Origin of the sequence: Pseudomonas sp. IT-P176, assembly GCF_949767245.1 — a bacterium.
Classification (GTDB): domain Bacteria; phylum Pseudomonadota; class Gammaproteobacteria; order Pseudomonadales; family Pseudomonadaceae; genus Aquipseudomonas.
In genome coordinates this window covers 1-15,675 of the sequence record NZ_CATKPN010000069.1, presented here as the reverse complement: position 1 = coordinate 15,675, position 15,675 = coordinate 1, and the positions used below count along the sequence as shown (strand labels likewise).

The window sequence follows — 15,675 nt, the reverse complement described above, 5'->3', positions numbered from 1 at the left end:
CGCTTAATCCAACACCCCAGAGGCCCAGAGGTCAGTACACAAGCAGGTTCTTTCTCCACAGGTGCAACGTCGCACCACAGCTGTGTAGATACCTATGCCTATCGCGGGCAAGCCCGCCCTTACCACTCAACAGGCCGAGCCCGCCTGCAGCTGCATGACCCGCCGTAAGGGCGGAACCCTAAGCCGCCATAACCGCAGCACCGGATATACCCACAAACCCAGGATCAAAAGATCGCAGCTATCGACGGTGAATGCCCGTCAGCCGATATGCAGCGCACGCAGGTCGAGGCGGCCATCCTTGAGGGGTGGGCACCAGTAGTAACCACCGGTGATCGGCCGGCTCATGCGGTACAGGCCATCGGCGATCCCGTCTTCCAGGCCACTCATGCGGCGCAACTGGGCTTCGAAGGCATTGAATGAATGACCGAAGGCCAGGAACATCAGGCCGGCACGCTCGCCTTCGATCCACGGCATCGAGCGACGGACGATGAACGCCTCTGGGGTGAAGCTTTCCTGGGCGGTGCGTTTGACGTGGGCGGAAATCGGCGCGTCGTCGAGCTCTTCGTTATCGCTTTTACGCCGGCCCATGATGTTGTCCTGCTCATGGGACGCCAATGCATTGAAGCCGCTGAGGTCATGCTGCCACTGCTGGATCGCGGCAAAACTGCCACCCACCTGGCCATCCTCGCCCTCAGCCACCAGTGCGGCCGCCACGGCGGCATCATCGTGGGGGTTTTCGGTGCCGTCTTCGTAGCCGGTCAGGTCGTGGCCGGTCATGTGGCGGAAGGTTTCGTTCATCTGCACCAGGCGCAGGGCCGGGGCCAGCGCCGCCTCGATAGCGCGGCTGCGGTTGAGCAGTTCGCCGCGGTCTTCACCGTGCAGCCAGAGCCACAGCGCGTGCTGGGTCGACGGGTTGTCGACGCCCACGCCGATCATCGCCGGGAACGGCCGCAGCCCAGGCACTTTGGCCTCCAGGGCGTTGACCAGCGACTTGCCAAACCCAACCACCGCCGTCTTCCCGTCAACCCACTGCATCAGTTGGTCGAGCGCCGCCGGCAATGCCTCAACGGCCTGCAGCGCAAAAAACAGATGCCGCGCCTGAGGCGGGACGGGAGTGGCGAGGATGCCCGGCTGGTAGTAACTCATGAGAACTCCTTTAGAAAGGCAGGAATTCTACCCGCCACGCGGGGGTTTGTGTGAGGGCAAGGGTTAATGTGCCTGCGCCTCACCCCGGTACGCACTCGGGCTCTGCCCGGTCCAGCGCTTGAAGGCACGCCGGAAACTGCGCACATCGCTGTAGCCGACTTCTTCGGTGATGCGCTCGATGGACATCTCGGGGTTGGCCAACAGGCTCATGGTGCGCGCCTGGCGTACTTGCTCCAGCAGGGCCTCGAAGGTCAGGGCATGTTCGGTCAGGCGACGGCGCAGGGTGCGGCCGCTCATGTTCAGGTCGCCAGCGATTTTCTCGATGTGGCTGCCCTGGGTCAGGTCGCGGGAGATGGCCCGCTCCACTGCTTGAATCAGGTCGAGCTTCTGGTGCACCTCGGCCCCTTCCAGCTCCAGCAGCTTGACCGCCTGGCGCAGCGCCAGGGAATGGTGGTTGGGCAGGCGCACGTCGAGCCAGCGAGCTTCCAGCACCAGGCGGTTGTGCAGGCAGCCAAAGCGCACATCCGTGCCCAGCAGGCGGTGATATTCGGCCAGATAGTCGGGGGCTGCGTGGACGAACTCCACCCGCACACAGCTGAAATCGACACCCACCAGCGCTCGGCCGTAGACCAGCAGGCTGGCAAAGAACTCTTCCACGGCGAACATCTGCACGTCGGCGAACGGCAGGCGACACTCGGCGTCGACAAACACCTGGGTGGCCACTTCGCGGACGCTGGAGACCACGATCCCGCCCGAGGTGTGCTGGTGGCGCATACCCAGCTCGAATGCGTCACGCAGGGTCTTGCACAGCGACAACACATGCCCCAGCAACCCCAGGGTGCCCAGCACGTTCTGGTTGCCCACCCACAGCCCGAGCCCCTGGTTGGGGATGACCTTGAGTGCGCGCTGGATCATCGCCACGGCCTGGCGGTAGGAAATACGTTGTGCCGGGTCTTGCAGGTCCTCGAGGGAAAACCCCAGGCCACGGCACAGGCTGTGGGGGTCGATGCCGTTGGCACTGGCCACTTCGGCCAGGGTCTGCAGCAGGAACGGTGACACCAGCGCCATTTCGTAGTGGGGATCGATGACTTTGATGGGCATGGCGACTGGCTTCCGGTCAGGTTCAGTTGTTATTTTTGTAACCGATTATGTCGCAGAACGTTAGCACGCCTGGCCGCCTGACCGCCAACCCGCAACCAACCTCGCCGGCCAGGCGCCACGGCAGGCCACAGGCTGGCCGCAGAAGTCCCCTCTGTGTCCGCCAATACCCTGCCCTGTCGGGCGCTGAGGGCTTATTTCTATGTTGCGGCCAGCGTCAAGGCCGGCGATGCGCCCCCAGACAATAATAAGAGTTAAAAAAATGAATCCGACCCGTGTCTCCCCTCCCCTGCGCCTGGCGATAAGCCTGGCCCTGCTGTCGAGTGTCTGCCTGTCGGCACAGGCCACCGAATCCGGTGTCGACAACATCGGCCCGGGCACCGATGGCTTCTTCATGCTGCCATTGGACGTCAACAGCCTTCCGGACAACATGGTTGCGTTCAACCTCTACTACAACTTCTACAAGGCCAGGAAGCTCAATATCAGCTCCCTGGGTGGCAAGGTGCCGGGGGTCGAGATCACCTCCGAAGCGGTGATTCCGCGCCTGGACTACTTGACCCCGCTGCGGATCGCCGGTGGTCGCCTGGGTTTCTACGCAGCCCAGCCCTGGATCAAGCAGCGCGTGCAGGCCTTCGGCCTGGAGGATGACCGCGAAAGCATGGGCGACACCACCGTGGCCCCGATCATTTTGTGGGACATGGGGAAAAACCTGACCTTGGGTGCGGCACTGGAGATCACCATTCCTACCGGCGAATACGACGCCACGCGACTGGCCAACACCAGCAACAACTTCTACACCTACAAACCGCTGTTTTCCTTCACCTGGTTGCCGACCGAGCGGACCGAGCTGTCACTCAAGACCACCTACAGCTTCAACGAAGAGAACCACGACACCGATTACCGCTCAGGGCAGATTTTCCACTTCGACTATTCCGCCAGCTACAAAGTGACCGACAACCTCAACCTCGGCCTCAACGGTTATTACCTCAAGCAGACCACCGACGATAAACAATACGGCAAGACCGTGCAGTTCAACGGCCAGGACGTCAATGACGGGGTGCGTGGCGAGGTGTTCGCCATTGGTCCGGCGATGTATCTGACCTTTCTCAAGTACGCGAGTGCCGAGTTGCGCTGGGCCAAGGAATTCGACGTGGAAAACCGTCCAGAAGGCCAGATGCTGTGGGCCAAAGTCACCATTCCCTACGCGTTCTGACAACGCGCCTCACGCCCGGCGTGCCACGGCCAGCGGAGCGCGAGGTGCGCCCAGGGCGTTGAGCAGGCAGTGCATCGCCTCCTCCCGGCTGCGCTCGAAGCGATATCGCGACTCGATGTACAGCGCCAATTGCAACGCTACCGGTTCGTCCAGGGGCAACGGCGCCTGCTGCATACCCAGGGCCGTGGCGACCCGGCTCGGCAGGCTCAGGCCGAACGGCTGGCGGTCGGCGATCAACTTCGCCGCCAGGGTGCTCTGGGTGCTTACGGCGATGTTGCGCCGCAGGCTTTTCAGGCCCAGGTGCAGATCCACCGGGCTCAGCCCGTCGCGCCGGCTGGAGACCTGGATCTGCGGTTGCGCCAGGTAAGCCTGCAGGGTGCGCGGCGGCTCTCGCAGCGCCTCGCCATAGGCGAACACATAGTGATCGACCGGCAGCACCTGCTTGTGCAAGCCGGCCAGGCCCGCCAGGGGTTGGTCGAGATCGATCAGGATGTCCAGTTTGCCCGCTGCCAGTTCCTGCAGGGCGTCCCGGCGTCGCGGCTGGAAATACCGCACCTGCCAATCGGCATGCGGGGCCTGGAGCAAGGCTTCGAGCAACACCGGCTGCAGGCAGTCCAGGCAACTGATGCGCAGCAGCGGATCGCTTTGCCGCGCGGCCGGGATCATCCGCAAGCCATCGCGCAGGCACTCCAGCGCGGCGCGCACGTAATCGGCCAGGCGGTGTGCCACCAGGGTCGGCGTCACCCCCAGGCGGCTCTTGATGAACAGCGGGTCGCCACACAGGTCACGCAGGCGACGCAGCGCGTTGCTCATCGCCGGTTGCGACAGGCTCATGACTTCGGCAGCGCGGGTAACGCTGCGTTGCTGGTAGATAGCATCGAAGGCGAGCAGGAGGTTGAGGTCGAGCTGGCGTAAATCAAGCATGGTCTTGCTCCGGCAAATCGCTTAACGTCGGGCAGCCTAACCAGTGAACCGGAACATGCTGTGAGCCCTAAATGACAAAAAGCGATCAGCCGACAGCCAACGCGTTCTACGCCCCCAGCCTGCTGCCGGCCATCGAAGAACTGCTGGCCCGGGGAGTGGCGCGCGAACAGATCGAGGCCTTGTTTCGCCGTACGCTGTTTGAACTGCGCACTCCGTTTACGCGGATCCCGCTGTTTCTGTCCCGGCGCTTCTGGGCCTTTGCCCAGGCCACGACCGCCGACCCGCTGCTGGGGCTGGCGGCCGGGCGGCGCTTCGTGTCCACCTCGACCAACGGCCTGACCTACCTGTTTGATGTGGCCGCATCGCTGGACAGCGCCTGCGCCTACTTCGTGCGTTTCTTCCCGTTTTTCAACGGCCATTTCCAGGCCCGGGTGGTGCGCAGCGAAGACTCGGTGCAACTGCACTTACTGGACTGCGGCAGCCTGCGCGCCACCGCCGCGATGACTGACTACATCCTCATCAGCATCTGCAGCATGCTGCGCCGCAAGGTGCTGGCGAGCGGGCTGGGGCAAGACCCGATCCTGGGGGTGGGCCTGGTGCACCCGGCTCCGGCCAGCCCCTCGGCTCACGAGCAGGCCTTCCGTGCTCCGGTGCAGTGGCGCCAGGCACACAACGTGATCCACCTCGAACCCCAGGTATTCGTGCAGGCGCTGACCCCGGGCAATCATCAACTGGAGGAGACACTGGTCGAACTGCTGGAGCAGACTCGGCGCAACAGCGAGCCGACCTTGCTCGAACTGGTCAGCGACCACCTGATCCGCGACTTGCCCGGCGCCCACTGGCAAGACTTCTGCACCTCCCAGCACCTGCTCGAACGCACCGCCGCCCGGCGCCTGAAAGCCCTGGGCTGGAGTTTTTCCGAGTTGCTGGACGAGTACCGCCGCTATCGCGCCGAAGACCTGCTGCAACACTCGCCGTTGGAGCTGGTGGAGATTTCCGACCAGCTCGGCTACAGCGATGTGCAAAGTTTCAACCGCGCTTGCCTGCGCTGGTTCGAATGCGCACCAGGGTCGTACCGATCACGCCACCAGGCATGACCGGTACGGGCAGGGTCAGGGTTTCAACGGCCATTCCTGGTCCAGGTCCGAGAGGCTTTTGCCGTCATCGGGGTGTTTCCAGGTCTGTGGTGGCGGGTTCTCTTCAGGGCTGGCTTCATCCTGATCTTCTTCGTCGTCGTTATCGCGGTATTGATCGTGTTGTTTGTCAGCGGCCATGGCACTCTCCTCCTGAGATGGGTTTCAAATTTCAGGATAGAACAAAGCCACGGCTTCGCTATATTGAGGGCAACGCTGGCTTGCGCGTCTGTCGCGCCAGGCGAAAAGCAAAAAACCTGCGAAGCGTGAGCCGCACAGGTTTTTTGTGAATCGCAGAAACAAAAAACCCCGATCTTTCGACCAGGGTCTTTGCTATCGACTCGAAACAGACATCGGCATGACCAATGTTTTGCTTCGTAGCACCAAGGCGTTCAGTGGGCCCTGGAGCAGATATGGCGCAGCGGACGGGACTCGAACCCGCGACCCCCGGCGTGACAGGCCGGTATTCTAACCGACTGAACTACCGCTGCGTATCGCTGTGGACTTGCGTCCAGTTAATTCGTCTGACTGTAAAGCTTCGAGGCTTTGCAATCTCAAACCGGGTAAACCCGATCTGGAAAATATGGCGCAGCGGACGGGACTCGAACCCGCGACCCCCGGCGTGACAGGCCGGTATTCTAACCGACTGAACTACCGCTGCGCGTCGGTGGAGGCTTTTCAGCTTCCATCTTGCTTTCGCAAGACTCTCAAGAAGTGGTGGGTGATGACGGGATCGAACCGCCGACATTCTGCTTGTAAGGCAGACGCTCTCCCAGCTGAGCTAATCACCCGTTTGCTTCTCCGAGGCCGCGAAATTTACGCAGATACCGAAGCTAAGTCAATACCCTGATTGAAGTTTTTTTCAAAAACAGCTGAAAGCCACAAGCGGCAAGCTCCAAGTCAAAGCAGTGGTGCGCAGGCAGTGACGCCTGCGACCGGCTTTTACTTGTCGCTGCCCTTCACTGCTCGTAGATCATCTTCTTGGTCATGCCGCCGTCGACCACGAACTCCTGGCCGGTGACAAACCCGGCATTGCGCGACAGCAGCCACGCTACCATCGCCGCGACATCTTCGACCGTACCTACCCTGCCCGCCGGATGCTGGGCATGATCGGCATCACTCAATGGTTCGGCACGTCGCGCCGACGGGTCGCGGGCATCGATCCAGCCAGGGCTGACCGCATTGACCCGGACTTCCGGGCCAAGGCTGATGGCCAGGGCGTGGGTCAAGGCCAGCAAGCCGCCCTTGCTCGCCGCGTAGGCCTCGGTGTCAGGTTCCGACTGCCCGGCCCGGGTCGAGGCCAGGTTGACGATGGCACCGTTGTGGGCCCGCAGATACGGCGCACAGTGCTTGGCCAACAACATGGGCCCACTGAGGTTGACCGCCAACACCCGATTCCAGTAGGCCAGGTCGAGGCTTTCCAGGGTGATATTGCGCGGGTCGGCAACCGCTGCGTTGCACACCAGGGCATCCAGGCGCCCAAACTGCCCCAGTACTTCGGCAACGCCCTGGGTCACTTGCTGCTCATCGGCAACGTCCATGGTGATGAACCAGGCATGCTCACCCAACGCCTTGGCAACCTTGGAACCACGCTCACGGTCGAGATCGGTCAGCACCACCTGCCAGCCTTCGCTGATCAACCAGGCGGCAATCCCCAGACCGATGCCGCGGGCAGCACCTGTGACCAGGGCAACCCGGCCATTGCTGCCGCTGGCAGGCGTTGCGATCTCGATCACAAGGCAGCCAGCCCGCGCGCCAGGTCCGCTTGCAGGTCGACCACATCTTCGAGGCCGACGGCAATCCGGATCAGGCTGTCACGAATACCCGCCGCCTCGCGCTCCTGCGGCGCCAGGCGCCCGTGGGAGGTGGTGCTTGGGTGGGTAATGGTGGTCTTGCTGTCACCCAGGTTGGCGGTGATCGAGATCAGCCGGGTGGCATCGATGAAGCGCCATGCGCCTTCTTTGCCGCCCTTGACCTCGAAGCTCACGACCGCGCCAAAGCCCTTCTGCTGGCGCTGGGCCAACTCGTGCTGCGGGTGGCTCTTGAGGCCGGCGTAATGCACTTTCTCGATGCCGTCCTGCTGCTCCAGCCATTCGGCCAGTTGCTGGGCGTTGGCACAGTGCGCCTTCATGCGCAGGCTCAAGGTTTCCAGGCCCTTGAGGAAGATCCAGGCGTTGAACGGGCTCAGGGTCGGCCCGGCTGTACGCAGGAAGCCGACGATTTCCTTCATCTGCTCGCTGCGCCCAGCCACCACGCCGCCCATGCACCGGCCCTGGCCGTCGATGAACTTGGTGGCCGAGTGCACCACGACGTCCGCGCCGAGCTTGAGCGGTTGCTGCAAGGCAGGCGTGCAGAAGCAGTTGTCGACTACCAGCATCGCGCCCTTGGCGTGCGCGACTTCGGACAATGCACTGATGTCCACCAGTTCGGCCAACGGATTGGACGGCGACTCGACGAACAGCAGCTTGGTGTTGGCCTTGATTGCCGCGTCCCAGCCGGACAGGTCCGCCAGGGGTACGTAGTCGACTTCGATGCCAAAGCGCTTGAAGTACTTCTCAAACAGGCTGATGGTCGAACCAAACACACTGCGCGACACCAGCACATGGTCGCCAGCACTGCACAGGCTCATCACCACCGCAAGAATTGCCGCCATGCCAGTGGCCGTGGCCACCGCCTGCTCAGCGCCTTCGAGGGCGGCAATGCGCTCCTCGAACGCCCGCACAGTGGGGTTGGTGTAGCGCGAGTAGACGTTGCCCGGCACTTCGCCAGCAAAGCGCGCCGCAGCATCGGCCGCGGTACGGAACACATAGCTGGAGGTGAAGAACATCGGGTCACCGTGTTCGCCCTCCGGCGTGCGGTGCTGGCCGGCACGTACGGCCAGGGTATCGAACGCTACGCCATCGAGGTCGCTGTCCAGCCGACCGGCATCCCAATCCTGACTCATGCTGTCACTCCTTGCCCTGCTCTTGTCATGAAGAGCCTGTAGTAGATACAAAACCGGCCCCTCAGGGCCGGTAGAAACTCAGTTGTTGTACAGATCGATGATCGCACTGACTGCCTGGGTCTTGACCTTGGAGGCGTCGTTACGCGCCTGCTCGATCTTGTTCAGGTAAGCCTCGTCGACGTCGCCGGTGACGTACTTGCCGTCGAACACTGCGCAATCGAACTTTTCGATCTTGATCTTGCCGCCGCCGACCGCTTCGATCAAGTCAGGCAGGTCCTGATAGATCAGCCAGTCAGCACCGATCAGGTCGGCCACGTCCTGGGTCGAACGATTGTGCGCGATCAGTTCGTGAGCGCTTGGCATGTCGATGCCGTAGACGTTCGGGTAACGCACGGCCGGTGCCGCGGAGCAGAAGTAGACGTTCTTGGCGCCAGCTTCACGGGCCATCTGGATGATCTGTTTGCAGGTGGTGCCGCGCACGATCGAGTCGTCCACCAGCATCACGTTCTTGCCGCGGAACTCCAGCTCGATGGCGTTGAGCTTCTGGCGTACGGATTTTTTCCGCGCTGCCTGGCCCGGCATGATGAAGGTCCGGCCGATGTAGCGGTTTTTCACGAAACCTTCGCGGAACTTCACGCCCAGGTGGTTCGCCAGCTCCAGGGCCGCGGTGCGGCTGGTGTCCGGAATCGGGATGACCACGTCGATGTCGTGCTCGGGACGCTCGCGCAGGATCTTCTCGGCCAGCTTCTCACCCATGCGCAGGCGAGCCTTGTACACCGACACGCCGTCGATGATCGAGTCCGGACGCGCCAGGTACACGTGTTCGAAGATGCACGGGGTCAGGGACGGGTTGGTCGCGCACTGACGGGTGTGCAGCTTACCCTCTTCAGTGATGTAGACCGCTTCGCCCGGCGCCAGGTCGCGGATCAGGGTAAAGCCCAGCACGTCCAGGGACACGCTCTCGGAGGCGATCATGTACTCGACGCCTTCGTCGGTGTGACGCTGGCCGAAGACGATCGGACGGATGCCGTGCGGGTCGCGGAAGCCGACGATACCGTAGCCGGTGATCATCGCCACGACCGCGTAGCCACCTATGCAACGGTTGTGCACGTCGGTGACGGCAGCGAACACGTCTTCTTCGGTTGGCTGCAACTTGCCGCGCTGGGCCAGTTCGTGAGCGAACACGTTGAGCAGCACTTCCGAGTCGGAGTTGGTATTGACGTGGCGCAGATCAGATTCGTAGATCTCCTTGGCCAACTGTTCAACGTTGGTCAGGTTGCCGTTGTGCGCCAGGGTGATGCCATATGGCGAGTTGACGTAAAACGGTTGAGCTTCGGCCGAGGTCGAGCTACCGGCAGTCGGATAACGCACATGGCCAATGCCCATGTGGCCGACGAGGCGCTGCATGTGACGCTGATGAAACACGTCACGTACCAGACCATTGTCCTTGCGCAGAAATAACCGGCCGTCGTGGCTGGTCACAATCCCGGCAGCGTCCTGGCCGCGGTGCTGGAGGACGGTTAGCGCGTCATACAGCGCCTGATTGACGTTCGACTTACCGACGATACCGACGATGCCACACATGCGACGCAACCCCTACTTAATGAAACTGAACTGAACACGACTCACTGCGGCGTTTTCGCCGTCGGCAAGAGATGCTCCTTGAACGGTATGTCAGCGGGTACGCTGATACCGCTGGCCAGCCACTGACTGCTCCACCCCAATATGAGGTTTTTGGACCAGTCTGCAACCAATAGAAATTGTGGCACGAGCCGCGACTCCTGCCACCATGAATCCTGCTGTACCGGGCCCAGGCTCAACAGCCCGACTGCGGTGACCACCAGCAAGGCGCCACGCGCCGCACCGAAGGCCATGCCGAGGAATCGATCGGTCCCGGAGAGGCCGGTGACGCGAACCAGTTCGCCGATAAGATAATTGATCATTGCACCCACCACGAGGGTGGCCACAAACAAGATGGCGCAGCCGGCGATCACGCGGGCCGAAGGTGTTTCGATGTATCCAGCGAGGTACTCGGACAATGAGCCACCAAACATCCAGGCAACGGCTCCTGCGATGATCCAGGTCACCAGCGATAATGCTTCTTTTACGAAGCCGCGGCTCAGACTGATCAAAGCGGAGATGGCGATGATTGCAACGATCGCCCAGTCAACCCAGGTAAATGGCACAGTACAGCCTACAGACGGATAAGGCGGCGCATTTTAGCAGAGCCCATGGCTATCGGTAAGCTGCGATTTTCAGTGCATTTCAAATAGGGACGATCGTTTCAGCCGCGCTCGGGCTGGAAACGCACCACAAAACCCTTGAGGTTCTGTTTGCGGTTCAACAGATCACGCAGACGGTCGGCTTCGGCGCGCTCGATCAGCGGCCCGACGAACACCCTATTCTTGCCATCCGCGGTGCGGATATAGGCGTTGTAGCCCTGGCTGCGCAGGGTTTTCTGCAGGCTTTCGGCGCTTTCACGATTGGCCAGGCTGGCCAGTTGCACCGACCAACTGACCGACAGGCCATTGGCATCGACCCGACTCTGGGTGGTGTCAGGCTTGCTGGCGGGCACAGCCGGAGCAGGTACTGGCTTGGGTGCTGGCGGCGAGGTAACCGGCTTGGCCACCACCGGCGCCGCGACGATCGGTGCGCTCGGGGCGACAGTCGGTGTGCTCGCGGCCGGTGCCTGCTCCATGGCAATTTCGGCATCGCTGGGCACAGGTTCCTGCGGCAGCGCTTGTGGCTCGGGAACCACCACCGGCTCGACCTGGACCTGAGGCATGGCCGGCGCCCGTGGTGCGGCCGGAGCCTGGACCACCACCTGGCGCTGTTCATCCTCACGGGAGAACATCATCGGCAGGAAAATCACCGCCAGGGCCACCAGCACCAGTGCACCGACCATCCGCTGCTTGTACGCGTTATCCAGCAAAGCCATCTGCAGCTTCCTCCGTGGAGTGCCGAGCGAGCCATTCAAGGGCCTCGGCGACACAATAAAATGATCCGAACAGCAGAATCTCGTCGTCTGCCGTTGCCTGCGCGCTCTGCCCCTCCAGGGCTTCGGCCACACTTGCATAGGAGGTCACGGACGCGCCAAGGTTCTGCAACGCGGCCTGTATATCCGCAACCGGGCGGGCGCGCGCAGAATCCAGCGGGGCGACAGCCCAGTGCTGGACACTAGCACTCAATTCACCGACAACTCCATCAAGATCCTTGTCGGCCAGCAATCCGAAGACCGCCAGGCGCCGACCCACCACCGGCCGCCGGGCCAGGCGCTGCGCCAGGTACTCGGCCGCGTGCGGATTGTGCCCGACGTCCAGCATCAGGTTCAGGCGCTTGCCCTGCCAGTTGAACTGACGCCGATCCAGGCGCCCGACCACGCGAGTCGCCTGCAATGCCGCGGCAATCTGCTCAGGCATCCAAGGCAGGTCCAGCAAGGCGTAGGCCTGCAGCGCCAGCGCAGCGTTTTCCATCGGCAGGTCGAGCAATGGCAGATCCCGCAGCTCAAGCGTACGCCCCTGGCCGTCGACACCGCGCCACTGCCAGTGCTGGTCCGTCAGGCCCAGGTCAAAATCCCGACCCCGCAGGAAAAATGGGCAGGCCAGCTCGCGCGCCTTGTCCAGCAGGGGTTGTGGTGGATTGAGGTCGCCACACAGCGCCGGAGCGCCGTGGCGGAAAATCCCGGCCTTCTCGAAGGCCACCGATTCCCGGGTATTGCCCAGGTAGTCGGCATGATCGACACCGACACTGGTGACCAGCGCGATATCTGCATCCACCAGGTTGACCGTGTCCAGGCGCCCGCCAAGACCAACTTCCAGAACCACCGCATCCAGACCTGCGCGCTGGAACAGCCAGAACGCCGCCAGGGTGCCCATTTCGAAGTAGGTCAGGGAGATTTCGCCACGGCCCGCCTCCACCGCAGTGAAGGCCTCGCACAGCTGTTCGTCAGTGGCCAACACGCCATTGACCTGCACCCGCTCGTTGTAATGCAGCAGATGCGGAGAATTGTAGACACCCACCTTCAGGCCCTGCGCGCGCAGCAAGGAAGCCACGAACGCACAGGTAGAACCCTTGCCGTTGGTGCCGGTGACCGTGATCACCCGAGGCGCCGGCTTGCCCAGCCCCATCCGGGACGCTACCTCTTGCGAGCGCGCAAGCCCCATGTCGATGGCGGACGGATGCAACTGCTCAAGGTAGGCGAGCCATTCGCCAAGGGTACGTTGGGTCATAGGTTGGCAGGCACCGGCGGAACCACGATTGGCTCGATAGGTGCGGCGACGAACTCAGGCGTCGGCAGGCCCATCAGTTGCGCCAGCAGGTTGCCCAGGCGTGGACGCAGCTCGGAACGGGCAATGATCATATCGATGGCGCCGTGCTCAAGCAGGAACTCGCTGCGCTGGAAGCCTTCTGGCAGTTTTTCCCGTACGGTCTGCTCGATCACGCGCGGACCGGCGAAGCCGATCAGGGCCTTGGGTTCGCCGACGATCACGTCGCCCAGCATCGCCAGGCTGGCGGAAACGCCGCCGTAGACCGGGTCGGTCAGTACCGAGATGAACGGAATGCCTTCTTCACGCAGACGCGCCAGGACCGCCGAGGTCTTGGCCATTTGCATCAACGAGATCAGGGCTTCCTGCATCCGCGCGCCACCGGAAGCGGCGAAGCAGATCATCGGGCAACGGTGCTCCAGCGCATAGTTGGCCGCACGCACGAAGCGCTCGCCGACGATCGCGCCCATGGAACCGCCCATGAAGGAGAATTCGAACGCCGACACCACCACCGGCATGCCCAACAGGGTACCGCTCATGGAGATCAGGGCGTCTTTTTCACCGGTCTGCTTCTGGGCAGCAGTCAGGCGGTCCTTGTACTTCTTGCCGTCGCGGAATTTCAGACGGTCAACCGGCTCCAGCTCGGCGCCCAATTCGGCACGGCCTTCAGCGTCGAGGAAGATGTCGATCCGTGCACGGGCGCCAATGCGCATGTGGTGATTGCACTTGGGGCAAACATCCAGGGTCTTTTCCAGTTCCGGACGGTACAGCACCGCCTCGCAGGATGGGCACTTGTGCCACAGACCTTCAGGCACCGAGCTTTTTTTCACCTCGGAACGCATGATCGAAGGGATCAGTTTGTCTACTAACCAGTTGCTCATGCTTTCTTTCTCCAGTACCGGCGGCCCGAACGCTCTGGTTCGCAGCCCCGTGTATGCCCTTGAGCTAAATTCATGTGTGCGGCGATGATCGGTACGCTACGGCGGTCAGCACTAGGCCGTGACCTGCCTGCAACGCACTCCATCCTCAGCCATCCAGACAACCCGCGCTTGGGGTTGCCACTTCGGTTCTGGCCCGCCCGAAGGCGACGCCTGCCTGCTGTGTGCAGCGCATGTTTTGTACCATGCAGTGGACGGCGGCAGACTGCCAGCCGTCACATCGTCGCGGTGCTGCTGCGTACGGCCTGCATAAATGCGTGAATCCTTGCGTGATCCTTGATGCCCTTGCCCTGCTCTACCCCACCACTGACGTCCACCGCGTACGGCTGGACCCGAGCAATGGCCTGCGCCACGTTGTCCGGGGTCAGGCCGCCGGCCAGGATAATCGGCTTGCGCAAACCCGGCGGTATCAATGACCAGTCGAAGGCCTCGCCGGTTCCACCGGGCACTCCTTCGACATAGGTATCGAGCAAGATCCCACTGGCACTCGGGTAGGCATCACAGGCAGCGGCGATATCGTCCCCGGCCTTGACCCGCAGGGCCTTGATATAGGGCCGGTGCCAGCCTTCGCAATCGGCCAGGGTTTCATCACCATGGAACTGCAACAGGTCCAGCGGCACGGCATCGAGGATCTCGCCGAGCTCGCAGCGACTGGCGTTGACGAACAAACCCACGGTGGTCACGAACGGCGGCAGCGCGGCGATAATTGCCCGCGCCTGCTGGACCGTGACCGCCCGCGGGCTCTTGGCGTAGAACACCAACCCGATGGCATCGGCCCCCGCCTCGACCGCCGCCAGCGCGTCTTCAATGCGGGTAATCCCACAAATTTTGCTGCGAACGGCTGGCATGTCGGGGGAACCTCAGGGCAAATCCGGGAAAGTCCCGGATGGTAGCAAATGCATTGGCGGGCGTCAGCCGTCAAGTTCCGAGAAGCCGGTGAGGAAATGCGGCCCGATGTAACGCTCTGGCAGCGGGAATTCATCACGGTACTCGACCTGCACCAGGTACAGCCCGAAGGGATGGGCCGTGACCCCGCCCGTGCGGCGAATCCGGCTCTCCAGCACCTCCTTGGCCCACTCCACCGGACGCTCGCCGGTACCGATGGTCATCAGCACCCCGGCAATGTTACGCACCATGTGATGCAGGAAGGCACTGGCGCGAATGTCCAGCACGATCATTTTGCCGTGCCGGGTCACGCGCAGGTGATGGATCTGCTTGACCGGCGACTTGGCCTGGCACTGCCCCGCGCGAAAGGCGCTGAAATCGTGCGTACCGAGCAAATGCTGCGCAGCTTCGGCCATGCGTTGCTCATCCAGCGGCCGATGGTTCCAGGTCACTTCCTCGTTGAGGTGGGCCGGGCGGATCTGGTCGTTGTAGATGACATAACGATAACGCCGGGCAATGGCCTTGAAGCGCGCATGGAAATCCGCCGGCATGACCTTGGCCCAACTGACGCTGATGTCGTGGGGCAAGTTGATGTTGGCGCCCATGACCCAGGCCTTCAGCGAACGCTCCACCTGGGTGTCGAAATGCACCACCTGGCCACAGGCGTGCACACCGGCATCGGTGCGCCCCGCGCAATGCAGGGACACCGGCGAATCGGCGACTTTCGACAAGGCCGTCTCGAGGGCTTGTTGCACGGTGGCCACGCCGGAGGCCTGGCGCTGCCAGCCGCGGTAGCGCGAGCCTTTGTATTCGACGCCCAACGCGATCCGGAAAAAGCCGTCGGCCGCCATTTCGGCGGCCGGGTTATCTATATTTGCCAAGGGGTGACAGCCTGCTGATTTACGCTAAGGCGGGCATTATAAGGGTGTGCGCCGGGGATGCCATGTTCGCGCTGTTTTTTGTTTTGCGCTTGCTCACAGTGAATCTGTGGGGCCTGGCCGGACGGATGCTGGATCAGGCCGAGTACATATCCATTTCTTCGGTAACGGCCTCCTATGGTTCCGCCTGACGGCGGCTCACTTTTGAACAGCGCAAAAGTAAGCAAAACGCTCTTCCCCACCACTTGGTG

The 15,675-nt window shown here is 62.4% G+C and carries 16 protein-coding genes and 3 tRNA genes; 2 read left to right on the top strand and 17 right to left on the bottom strand.

Annotated elements, in window-relative coordinates:
• Positions 1-258: 258 nt before the first annotated feature.
• Together ACM6IP_RS20750 and ACM6IP_RS20745 are read right to left on the bottom strand one after the other, a co-directional pair.
• Positions 259-1,146 carry a Dyp-type peroxidase gene (locus ACM6IP_RS20750; protein ID WP_159996859.1) on the bottom strand — a complete coding sequence of 296 codons (888 nt, stop codon included), beginning with the start codon at positions 1,144-1,146 and terminating at the stop codon, positions 259-261.
• Between the two features lie 63 nt (positions 1,147-1,209).
• Positions 1,210-2,247 (bottom strand): AraC family transcriptional regulator, encoded by a 1,038-nt coding sequence (locus ACM6IP_RS20745; protein WP_414862190.1) that lies wholly within the window; start codon positions 2,245-2,247, stop codon positions 1,210-1,212.
• Positions 2,248-2,506: 259 nt separating this feature from the next.
• On the opposite strand from ACM6IP_RS20745, the gene ACM6IP_RS20740 reads away from it, so the two are divergent.
• Positions 2,507-3,457 carry a transporter gene (locus ACM6IP_RS20740; RefSeq protein WP_159996863.1) on the top strand — a complete coding sequence of 317 codons (951 nt, stop codon included), beginning with the start codon at positions 2,507-2,509 and terminating at the stop codon, positions 3,455-3,457.
• 9 nt (positions 3,458-3,466) lie between these two features.
• On the opposite strand, the gene ACM6IP_RS20735 is transcribed toward ACM6IP_RS20740, so the two are convergent.
• Positions 3,467-4,381 (bottom strand): LysR family transcriptional regulator, encoded by a 915-nt coding sequence (locus ACM6IP_RS20735; protein ID WP_095171976.1) that lies wholly within the window; start codon positions 4,379-4,381, stop codon positions 3,467-3,469.
• A 71-nt stretch (positions 4,382-4,452) separates the two neighbouring features.
• Between ACM6IP_RS20735 and ACM6IP_RS20730 the strand changes: the two genes are divergently transcribed.
• Complete coding sequence (locus tag ACM6IP_RS20730; protein ID WP_414862189.1) at positions 4,453-5,478, top strand: AraC family transcriptional regulator ligand-binding domain-containing protein; 1,026 nt, start codon at positions 4,453-4,455, stop codon at positions 5,476-5,478.
• A 15-nt stretch (positions 5,479-5,493) separates the two neighbouring features.
• On the opposite strand, the gene ACM6IP_RS20725 is transcribed toward ACM6IP_RS20730, so the two are convergent.
• The 14 genes from ACM6IP_RS20725 to ACM6IP_RS20660 all read right to left on the bottom strand — a co-directional run.
• Positions 5,494-5,655 carry a hypothetical protein gene (locus ACM6IP_RS20725; protein ID WP_174244586.1) on the bottom strand — a complete coding sequence of 54 codons (162 nt, stop codon included), beginning with the start codon at positions 5,653-5,655 and terminating at the stop codon, positions 5,494-5,496.
• Positions 5,656-5,928: 273 nt separating this feature from the next.
• A tRNA-Asp gene (locus ACM6IP_RS20720) sits at positions 5,929-6,005 on the bottom strand.
• Between the two features lie 93 nt (positions 6,006-6,098).
• Positions 6,099-6,175, bottom strand: a tRNA-Asp gene (locus ACM6IP_RS20715).
• 54 nt (positions 6,176-6,229) lie between these two features.
• A tRNA-Val gene (locus ACM6IP_RS20710) sits at positions 6,230-6,305 on the bottom strand.
• Between the two features lie 168 nt (positions 6,306-6,473).
• Positions 6,474-7,250, bottom strand: a complete 777-nt coding sequence (locus tag ACM6IP_RS20705; protein WP_159996867.1) for an SDR family oxidoreductase — start codon at positions 7,248-7,250, stop codon at positions 6,474-6,476.
• The gene (locus tag ACM6IP_RS20700) at positions 7,247-8,458 is read right to left on the bottom strand and encodes an O-succinylhomoserine sulfhydrylase (RefSeq protein ID WP_401131271.1); all 1,212 of its coding nucleotides are present in this window, start codon (positions 8,456-8,458) and stop codon (positions 7,247-7,249) included. The genes ACM6IP_RS20705 and ACM6IP_RS20700 overlap by 4 nt, the downstream gene beginning before the upstream one ends.
• Before the next feature lie 78 nt (positions 8,459-8,536).
• Complete coding sequence (gene purF / locus ACM6IP_RS20695; protein ID WP_095171983.1) at positions 8,537-10,042, bottom strand: amidophosphoribosyltransferase; 1,506 nt, start codon at positions 10,040-10,042, stop codon at positions 8,537-8,539.
• A gap of 41 nt (positions 10,043-10,083) precedes the next feature.
• A complete protein-coding gene (locus ACM6IP_RS20690) occupies positions 10,084-10,644 on the bottom strand; it encodes a CvpA family protein (RefSeq protein WP_095171985.1) in 561 nt (186 codons plus the stop codon).
• A 98-nt stretch (positions 10,645-10,742) separates the two neighbouring features.
• Positions 10,743-11,396 carry an SPOR domain-containing protein gene (locus ACM6IP_RS20685; RefSeq protein ID WP_414862188.1) on the bottom strand — a complete coding sequence of 218 codons (654 nt, stop codon included), beginning with the start codon at positions 11,394-11,396 and terminating at the stop codon, positions 10,743-10,745.
• The gene (gene folC, locus ACM6IP_RS20680; protein WP_401131266.1) at positions 11,380-12,687 is read right to left on the bottom strand and encodes a bifunctional tetrahydrofolate synthase/dihydrofolate synthase; all 1,308 of its coding nucleotides are present in this window, start codon (positions 12,685-12,687) and stop codon (positions 11,380-11,382) included. The genes ACM6IP_RS20685 and folC overlap by 17 nt, the downstream gene beginning before the upstream one ends.
• Positions 12,684-13,604, bottom strand: a complete 921-nt coding sequence (accD, locus tag ACM6IP_RS20675) for an acetyl-CoA carboxylase, carboxyltransferase subunit beta (protein ID WP_095171991.1) — start codon at positions 13,602-13,604, stop codon at positions 12,684-12,686. The genes folC and accD overlap by 4 nt, the downstream gene beginning before the upstream one ends.
• 272 nt (positions 13,605-13,876) lie before the next feature.
• On the bottom strand, positions 13,877-14,509 hold the full coding sequence (locus ACM6IP_RS20670; RefSeq protein WP_414862187.1) for a phosphoribosylanthranilate isomerase: 633 nt from the start codon (positions 14,507-14,509) through the stop codon (positions 13,877-13,879).
• Between the two features lie 63 nt (positions 14,510-14,572).
• Positions 14,573-15,397 carry a tRNA pseudouridine(38-40) synthase TruA gene (truA, locus tag ACM6IP_RS20665; RefSeq protein WP_159998870.1) on the bottom strand — a complete coding sequence of 275 codons (825 nt, stop codon included), beginning with the start codon at positions 15,395-15,397 and terminating at the stop codon, positions 14,573-14,575.
• Between the two features lie 17 nt (positions 15,398-15,414).
• Positions 15,415-15,675 (bottom strand): hypothetical protein (locus ACM6IP_RS20660; RefSeq protein WP_414862186.1); only part of this gene is annotated, 261 nt, incomplete at its 5' end.

Coding starts and splice junctions, on each gene's coding strand:
- ACM6IP_RS20740 (WP_159996863.1), top strand. CDS start 2,507: ATGAATCCGACCCGTGTCTCCCCTCCCCTGCGCCTGGCGATAAGCCTG.
- purF (WP_095171983.1), bottom strand. CDS start 10,042: ATGTGTGGCATCGTCGGTATCGTCGGTAAGTCGAACGTCAATCAGGCG.
- folC (WP_401131266.1), bottom strand. CDS start 12,687: ATGACCCAACGTACCCTTGGCGAATGGCTCGCCTACCTTGAGCAGTTG.
- ACM6IP_RS20670 (WP_414862187.1), bottom strand. CDS start 14,509: ATGCCAGCCGTTCGCAGCAAAATTTGTGGGATTACCCGCATTGAAGAC.
- accD (WP_095171991.1), bottom strand. CDS start 13,604: ATGAGCAACTGGTTAGTAGACAAACTGATCCCTTCGATCATGCGTTCC.
- ACM6IP_RS20730 (WP_414862189.1), top strand. CDS start 4,453: ATGACAAAAAGCGATCAGCCGACAGCCAACGCGTTCTACGCCCCCAGC.
- ACM6IP_RS20735 (WP_095171976.1), bottom strand. CDS start 4,381: ATGCTTGATTTACGCCAGCTCGACCTCAACCTCCTGCTCGCCTTCGAT.
- ACM6IP_RS20750 (WP_159996859.1), bottom strand. CDS start 1,146: ATGAGTTACTACCAGCCGGGCATCCTCGCCACTCCCGTCCCGCCTCAG.
- ACM6IP_RS20685 (WP_414862188.1), bottom strand. CDS start 11,396: ATGGCTTTGCTGGATAACGCGTACAAGCAGCGGATGGTCGGTGCACTG.
- ACM6IP_RS20745 (WP_414862190.1), bottom strand. CDS start 2,247: ATGCCCATCAAAGTCATCGATCCCCACTACGAAATGGCGCTGGTGTCA.
- truA (WP_159998870.1), bottom strand. CDS start 15,397: ATGGCGGCCGACGGCTTTTTCCGGATCGCGTTGGGCGTCGAATACAAA.
- ACM6IP_RS20700 (WP_401131271.1), bottom strand. CDS start 8,458: ATGAGTCAGGATTGGGATGCCGGTCGGCTGGACAGCGACCTCGATGGC.
- ACM6IP_RS20725 (WP_174244586.1), bottom strand. CDS start 5,655: ATGGCCGCTGACAAACAACACGATCAATACCGCGATAACGACGACGAA.